Here is a 7192-nt window from a genome sequence, read left to right on the forward strand (position 1 = left end):
TTCGGCCCGGCGCGGCGTGGCCAGTTCGGGCGCCAGCCCGCCCATGAAAGCGAAGCCCGGCAGGAAGCCCAGCAGGTAGACCACGTACTCGCCGGCGGCATGGCGGCGCACCACCTCGGCCGGAGACAGCCCCGTGTGGCGGGCGACGTCGTGCAGGTCGGGGCCATGCGCGCCGCCGTAGTCGACCGGGATCTCCACCCATCGCCCGGTGCGTTCCGCCTCGGCGGCAAGCCCGGGCCAGAGGGTGAGGACGCGCAGTTCCAGTTCGCCCGCATCCACCTGCTGCGGGTCGAACAGCAGGGTGAGGTTGTTCATGCCCGGGAGCACTTCCTGCACGTCGGGCCAAGCACTGGCTTCGCGCGCCAGGGCCCAGATGCGTTGCTGGGCCGCCAGCGTGGCGGGCGGGGGCAACTCGCACAGCAGGGCCGCGTCGCCCAGGGCGTGCAGGCGGAGAGCAGCAGGCCCGTTCATGCCGCGCGGCAGGGAGCCAGCGAGCGCAGCGCGCGCACAGGTCCGCCCACCGGCCTCATTCGCGGCCCAGGCTGCGCACCTTGGCGGCGAGCCGCTCCTGCACATGCGGCGAGACGAACTTGTCCACCTCGCCACCCAGCATGGCGATCTCGCGCACGAAGGTACTGGAGATGAACTGGTACTTGTCGCTGGGCGTGAGGAAGACCGTCTCGACCTCGGGCATGAGCGAACGGTTCATGCCGGCCAGCTGGAACTCGTAGTCGAAGTCGGTCACGGCGCGCAGCCCGCGCACCATGGCCTTGCCGCCGCGCTCGACCACGAAGTCGCGCAGCAGCCCGGAGAAGCTCTCGACCGTCACACAGCCGCTGAAGGGCTCGGCCACGGCACGCGCCATCTCGATGCGCTCGGCCAGCGAGAACAGCGCCTTCTTGTGGTGTCCGGCCGCGACGGCCACGATCACCTTCGGGAACAGCTGCGTGGCGCGGCGGACCACGTCCTCATGGCCAAGCGTCATGGGGTCGAAGGTGCCGGGGTAGACGGCTATCACATCGGTCGTCATCTCTTCCTCCTGGGTGCGGGGCCGGGGGTTGTCTCGGCGCGCATTATGTACGCCTCGCTGCACTGCACCATACCGCGTCCGGGCACGCGCCGACGCGCCTCAAGCGGCAGACGCAAGCGGCTTGAGAAGGTGGGCATGCACCGCCCCCGCCTTGAGATGGCGGAAGACGGCCAGTCCGAAGGGGGCGAGGCGCTCGTCGGTCCAGGCCTGGTCGGCCTCCAGATAGACCACGCCGCCGGCATGCAGCGCCGCCGCAGCCGCCTTGAGTGCCCGCTCGTACAGCGCCGCCTGCTCGAAGGGCGGATCGAGGAAGATGGCATGCCAGTGGCGCGGGCTGCTGCGCGCCAGCCAGGCGGCGCCGTCGCCACGCTGCACCTGCACGGTCTCGGCCTGCAGCTTGTCGCGGGTCGTCTTCATCTGCTGCAGCAGTGCGGGATCCTGCTCGCAGATCAGCACTTCGGCCGCACCGCGCGAGGCGGCCTCGAAGCCCAGCGCGCCGGTGCCGGCGAAGACGTCGATGCAGCGCCAGCCCGGCAGCTCGCCGCCACTGGCGCCTGCCAGGCTGGCGAGCCAGTTGAAGAGGGTCTCGCGCACGCGGTCGGGCGTCGGCCGCAGACCGGGCCGATCGGCGACCGGCAGGCGGGTGCGACGCCACGCACCGCCGATGATGCGGACTTCATGGGGCCGGCCGGCGCCGGCCTTCGCGGGGGACTTGCTTCGGTTCATCGGGCCGAGCTTAACGGTGCCCATGAACCGCACCGACGCACCGCGGCGCCAATGCGTCCCGCGGCAGGCTCAACGCGCCTTGTCCGTGCCGCCCACAATCACCGTCACCATGCGCTGCGGCTGCAGCTTGCGCTGGAAGGCCGCGCGCACGTCTTGGGCAGTGACGGCGTTCACACGCTCGCGCCAGGTGTCGAGGTAGTCCAGGGGCAGGTCGTTCCACGCGATGTTGGCCACGTTGCCCAGTAGCTTGCGGTTGCTGTCCAGCAGCAGGGGAAAGCCGCCGATCAGGTTGTCCTTGGCGGCCTGCAGTTCGGCCGCCGTCGGCCCCTCGGCAACGAACTTCTCCAACACCTCGCGCGCCACGGTCACCGCCTGCTCGGCCTGCTCGGGCCGCGTCTGGAAGCCGATGCGGAAGGCCCCCGCATGCAGCCCGGGCGAGAAGCCGCTGTAGACGCTGTAGGCCAGCCCGCGCTTCTCGCGCACCGCTTCGGTCAGGCGCGAGACGAAGCCGCCGCCGCCGAGGATGTAGTTGCCCAGCGTGAGCGCGAAGTGGTCCGCATCGGCCCGCCGGTAGCCCGGCTGGCCGATCCACACATGGACCTGCGCCGAGTCGAAGGGGATGCGCTCCACGCGGGCTTCGGCCAGCGGCGGCACCTCGGGCACCGCGGCGAGCGCCGGGCAGCCCTGCTGCGGCAGGCGCGAGAGCAACTGCGTCGCCAGGCGTTCCGCGCCCGGCCGGTCGATGGCACCCACCACGCTCACCTTGGCCCGGCAGGGCCGCACGAGCTCGGCATGGAAGCGCCGCATGTCCTCGATGCCGATGGCCGCCAGCGTCGCCTGCGTCATCTCCTGGCCGTAGGGATGGCCGCCGTAGACATCCCGCGCGAAGGCACGGCCTGCCACGCTGGCGGGCCGGGTGTCGGCCTCGCGCAGGCCGGCGGCGATGCGTTCGCGCTCGCGGCGCCAGACCTCCTCGGGAAAGGCCGGCTCGCCGATCTCCCGGGAGGCCAGCGCCGCCGCGCGCGCCAGCAGGGCCGGGTCGGCCAGGCTGCGCAGGCTGAAGCTCATGCGGTCGGCGCTGGCGCCGACGTCGAACTCGGCGCCCAGGTCGGCCCAGGCCTCGCCAAGCTGGTTCTCGTCCAGCGTGGGTTCCCTGCCGCTGGCCCGTACGCCCTTCTCGGCCATGCCGGCCGTGGCGCCCGCCAGGCCGGACTGGGCGGCGGGGTCGCGCCGGCTGCCGGCGTCGACATCGATCTGCACATCGACGATGGGCAGGGCCGGCGTGCGCGCCAGATAGACCTGCGCGCCGTTGACCAACCGCCAATGTTCGATGGTCACGCCCGCCTGGGCCAGACCGGCGGCACTGGCCAACAGGGCCAGCAGGACGGTGCGGCGCCATTGCCGCATCAAGCCAAGAGCGCGCTTCATCGGATCTCTCCCACCGGGCCAAAGGGGCTGCGCGGCCGCTTGGCCGCCGACGACATGGGCTGTGGCCGCAGCGTGGCGACGGTCAGTTGGTCGTCACCGAAGTAGCGACCGGCCACGGCCTGCACCTGCGCCGGCGTCACGGCCAGCAGCTTGGCCAGCATGCGGGCATCGGCATCGAGCGGCAGGCCCTGCACCCACTGGCTGCCCAGCTCGCGCGCCTGGGCCATGACCGAGTCGCGCTTGTAGGTTTCGCTGGCGACCCACTGCGTCTTCACGCGGGCGAGTTCGGCATCGGAGACGCCTTCCTGGGCGATGCGCGCCACCTGGGCGCGCAAGGCTGCCTCGACCGCTTCGGTGGTCTTGCCGGCCGCCGGCACGCCGGTCAGGTAGAAAAGCTGCGGCCCGCGTCCGTAGAGGCCGTAGCCCGCGCTCACGCCGTCGGCCACGCGCTCCGGGCCGCGCACCAGCGCACGGTCCAGCCGCGAGCCGTTGTAGCCGTCGAGCACCGCCGCCAGTACCAGCAGGGACCAGGCGTCGGAGTCCTCGTCGAGGGAATCCAGCTGCGGCACACGGAAGGCGAGCGACACGTACGCCTGCTCGGCGGGTGCCTTGAATTCGATGCGCCGGATGCCGCGCTGCGGCAGCTCGGTGTAGGGCTTGCGTACGGGCACGGCGCGCGCCGGGATGCGACCGTAGTAGCGCTCGGCCATCTCCCGCACCTTCTGCGGATCGACATCGCCGGCCACCACGATGGCAGCGTTCTCGGGCACGTACCAGCGGCGGTAGAAGCCGCGCACGTCATCCGCCGTCATGGCCGACAGGTCGCTCATCCAGCCGACCACCGGCCGGCGGTAGGGGGAGGCGTTGAAGATGGCGGCGTTGTGTTGCTCGCCCAGCAGCGCGCGCGGCTGGTCTTCGGTGCGCATGCGGCGCTCTTCCTTCACCACCTCGATCTCGCGCTTGAATTCGTCGTCCGGCCACTGGTTGCTGGCGAAGCGGTCCGCCTCCAGGCGCATGGCCTCTTCCAGCCGTTCGACGGGGATCTGCTGGTAATAGCCGGTGTAATCACGGGTGGTGAAGGCGTTCTCGCGCCCGCCCAGCGCCGCCACCCGGCGCGAGAACTCGCCGGGCTTGAGCAGGGCCGAACCCTTGAACATCATGTGCTCGACCACGTGCGCGACGCCGCTGGTGCCGTCGAGCTCGTCGACGGAGCCGACACGCACCCACAGCATCTGCACGGCCGTGGGGGCGCGGTGGTCCGGCTGCACGATCAGCGTCATGCCGTTTGCCAGCCGGAACTGCTGGGGCGGCTGGGCCGCCGAAGGCAATGCGGAGGGAGTGAGGGGCGCCGCTTCGGCGGGGGGCTGCTGGGCATGGACGGACGCTGCCAAGGCAAGGCAGGCCGCCAGCAGGGCCGTCGCGAGGGGCCGGCGGCTCGGCGGGGGGTGTTTCATAGAATGCCTGCGATTCTAAAAAGCGCCTGGATGTTCAGTTTTTTCAAGAAAAAGCCGCCGGCGGAGCCTGCGGCGCCGGCCGGCTCCTCGCCCTCCCCTGCACCTGCGCCGGCCCCTGAAGCCGGCAGCGGGCGCTCGGTGTTCTCGCCGTCGAGCTGGTTCGGAAACAAGCCGAGCGCGCCGGCACCCGGGCCTTCAGTCCAGCCTCCCGTCGAGCAGCCCATGGCACCGGCCCCGGCCGTCCATGAACCGCCGAGCCCCTCGGTCGCGCCACTGCCGCCGGTGCCGACGCCCCGCCCGGCACCGGCGCCCGCGGCAACGCCCGCCATGCCACCGGCCCAGGCCCCCGTACCGGTCCCCGCCAGCCGCGACACCCCGGCCTTCGTCCCGACCCCGGCGACGATCGTGCCACCGCCGGCCAGTCAGGTTGTGACTGCCGCCGAACCGGCGCCCGAACCCTCGCGCCAGGGCTGGCTCAACCGCCTTCGAACGGGCCTCAAGAAGACCGGCAGCGGCATCCAGGCCGTATTCGTCAATGCCCAGATCGACGACGAGCTTTACGAACAGCTGGAGGAAGCGCTGCTGATGGCCGACACCGGCATCCCGGCGGCCGAACACATCCTGCAGGACCTGAAGGACCGCGTCTGGCGCCACAGCGCCACCACGCCGCAGGCGGTCCGCGCCCTGCTCGTGGACGCCGTCGCCGAGGTGCTCAAGCCCCTGGAGAAACCGCTGGAGATCGGCCGCCACACGCCGACCGTGATCATGGTCGCGGGCGTCAACGGCGCGGGCAAGACCACTTCCATCGGCAAGCTCACCAAGCACCTGGCCAACGAAGGCTGCACGGTGTTGCTGGCCGCCGCCGACACCTTCCGTGCCGCGGCCCGCGAACAGCTCGCCATCTGGGCCGACCGCAACCTGGTCGAGATCGTCAGCCAAGCTGGCGGCGACCCGTCTGCAGTGGCCTTCGACGCCGTCAACGCCGGCAAGGCGCGCGGCAAGGACGTGGTGCTGGTCGACACCGCCGGCCGACTGCCCACGCAGCTGCACCTGATGGACGAGCTCAAGAAGATCAAGCGCGTGATCGGCAAGGCCGACACCGGCCCGGCCGACGGCGTGGCCGCCCCGCACGAAGTGCTGCTGGTCATCGATGGCAACACCGGCCAGAACGCGCTGGCTCAGGTCAAGGCCTTCGACGATGCGCTGGGCCTCACCGGGCTGGTGGTGACCAAGCTCGACGGCACTGCCAAGGGCGGCGTGCTCTGCGCCATTGCCCGCTGGGGCGAGGAACGCGCCCGGACCAAGCCGGGCACGGCGCCCGTACCGGTGTACTTCATCGGCGTGGGCGAGAAGCTCGAAGACCTCGAGACCTTCGACGCGCGCGAGTTCGCTCAGGCGCTGGTGGGCTGATTGCGCCGAGGGCGCGGCGGTCGCTTCGACTGAGCGGCGCACCGAATCTCCACGTTCCATGGAGCCCCTCGGCGCCCTGGCGGCGACCGACGCGTCACCACTTCGTTACCGCGACCGTTACGTAACGCCTCAAGGAACATCCTGAGCAAGGACCCCGGCACCTCCCTCAAAACGCCAATAAATCCACACTTTTGTGCACTCCCGCGGCCGTTTTCGCTGCGGCACACGTCTTGCCCCCTTCAGCGGCATCTTTCAACCAGACGTGTGGAGCAAGAGTGATGGCAACGACGACGACCGATGCGGCCGGCAATTCCGGCACAGCCCCTGTGCTCATGGCGCAGGCCTCATCCGCAGGCGTCATGGCGACGCCCATTCCGATGGGTGGCGCGAGCGCCAATGCCGCGGCCGGACTTGGAACGCTGACCAGTGTCTCGCCCGGCGTGATGGTGGTTCGGGACGGCGTGAACATGCCCGCGCAGGCCAACCAGTTGCTGCAGACCGGTGACCGTGTGCTGGTGCCGCAGGACGGCCAGGCGGGCGTGGTTTTCAATCCGACCGGGCCGAACACCCAGCCGATCAGCGGCACCTTCGTCGGCGGCACCGACGCGACGGTAGCCACCCGCGCGCTCGAAGGCGGCGGCTCGCAACTCGATGTGGGGCTTGCCTCCGGTGACCTACAGGTGGATTCGGGCGTCGACTCTGCCGCACTGGCCGTCAAGAAGGCCGCGCCCCCCTTGGCCGGCGGCCTCGGAATCGGCGAATTCGCCCTGGCCGCCCTGGGCGGAGGACTGGTCCTGGGCGCACTGGCGGGCGGCGGCGACGACGACGGGGCGGCCTTCCCCGTCTTTCTGACACAGCCGGGCGGCGGCACCACGCCGATGACTCCACCGGACGATGGGGATGCTGACGCGGATGCAGACGCCGATGCCGATGCCGATGCCGATGCCGATGCCGATGCCGATGCCGATGCAGATGCCGATGCCGATGCAGATGCCGACGCTGATGCCGACGCTGATGCCGATGCCGACGCTGATGCCGACGCCCGCATGCTGGCCAAGCTGCTGGCCGTGACGCCGGCGCAGGTGCAGGCCGTGGCCGGTCGCTACTTCGGTGACGACCAACTGACCGTCGCCACGCTGCGGCC

7 protein-coding genes and 1 pseudogene are annotated in these 7192 nt (G+C 70.9%); 2 read left to right on the plus strand and 6 right to left on the minus strand.

The features are described from left to right. The 6 genes from QZ772_RS11525 to QZ772_RS11550 all read right to left on the minus strand — a co-directional run. Nucleotides 1–471 (minus strand): allophanate hydrolase subunit 1 (locus QZ772_RS11525; RefSeq protein WP_295526128.1); only part of this gene is annotated, 471 nt, incomplete at its 3' end. A 55-nt stretch (nt 472–526) separates the two neighbouring features. Beyond that, nucleotides 527–1030 (minus strand): pantetheine-phosphate adenylyltransferase, encoded by a 504-nt coding sequence (gene coaD / locus QZ772_RS11530; RefSeq protein WP_295526131.1) that lies wholly within the window; start codon nt 1028–1030, stop codon nt 527–529. Between the two features lie 99 nt (nt 1031–1129). Next, nucleotides 1130–1756 (minus strand): RsmD family RNA methyltransferase, encoded by a 627-nt coding sequence (locus QZ772_RS11535; RefSeq protein WP_295526134.1) that lies wholly within the window; start codon nt 1754–1756, stop codon nt 1130–1132. A gap of 69 nt (nt 1757–1825) precedes the next feature. Next, entirely contained in the window at nt 1826–3163 is a 1338-nt protein-coding gene (locus QZ772_RS11540) for a pitrilysin family protein (protein ID WP_295526147.1), read from the minus strand. A 17-nt stretch (nt 3164–3180) separates the two neighbouring features. Further along, nucleotides 3181–4638 (minus strand): pitrilysin family protein, encoded by a 1458-nt coding sequence (locus QZ772_RS11545; RefSeq protein WP_295526137.1) that lies wholly within the window; start codon nt 4636–4638, stop codon nt 3181–3183. Next, the gene (locus QZ772_RS11550) at nt 4635–4967 is read right to left on the minus strand and encodes a hypothetical protein (protein WP_295526140.1); all 333 of its coding nucleotides are present in this window, start codon (nt 4965–4967) and stop codon (nt 4635–4637) included. Before QZ772_RS11550 ends, QZ772_RS11545 begins: the two co-directional genes overlap by 4 nt. Between QZ772_RS11550 and ftsY the strand changes: the two genes are divergently transcribed. Together ftsY and QZ772_RS11560 are read left to right on the plus strand one after the other, a co-directional pair. Beyond that, the gene (ftsY, locus tag QZ772_RS11555; protein WP_295526144.1) at nt 4966–6048 is read left to right on the plus strand and encodes a signal recognition particle-docking protein FtsY; all 1083 of its coding nucleotides are present in this window, start codon (nt 4966–4968) and stop codon (nt 6046–6048) included. The two genes, QZ772_RS11550 and ftsY, sit on opposite strands and share 2 nt — an antisense overlap. 278 nt (nt 6049–6326) lie before the next feature. Beyond that, nucleotides 6327–7192, plus strand: a pseudogene (locus QZ772_RS11560) (hypothetical protein); the annotation flags it as partial.

The sequence above is a fragment of the uncultured Pseudacidovorax sp. genome (assembly GCF_913773995.1).
Classification (GTDB): domain Bacteria; phylum Pseudomonadota; class Gammaproteobacteria; order Burkholderiales; family Burkholderiaceae_C; genus Xenophilus.

Excerpts from the sequence above, each read along its gene's own strand:
- QZ772_RS11540 (WP_295526147.1), bottom strand. The coding sequence starts at position 3,163 with ATGCGGCAATGGCGCCGCACCGTCCTGCTGGCCCTGTTGGCCAGTGCC.
- ftsY (WP_295526144.1), top strand. The coding sequence starts at position 4,966 with ATGCCACCGGCCCAGGCCCCCGTACCGGTCCCCGCCAGCCGCGACACC.
- QZ772_RS11535 (WP_295526134.1), bottom strand. The coding sequence starts at position 1,756 with ATGAACCGAAGCAAGTCCCCCGCGAAGGCCGGCGCCGGCCGGCCCCAT.
- QZ772_RS11550 (WP_295526140.1), bottom strand. The coding sequence starts at position 4,967 with ATGGCGGGCGTTGCCGCGGGCGCCGGTGCCGGGCGGGGCGTCGGCACC.
- QZ772_RS11545 (WP_295526137.1), bottom strand. The coding sequence starts at position 4,638 with ATGAAACACCCCCCGCCGAGCCGCCGGCCCCTCGCGACGGCCCTGCTG.
- coaD (WP_295526131.1), bottom strand. The coding sequence starts at position 1,030 with ATGACGACCGATGTGATAGCCGTCTACCCCGGCACCTTCGACCCCATG.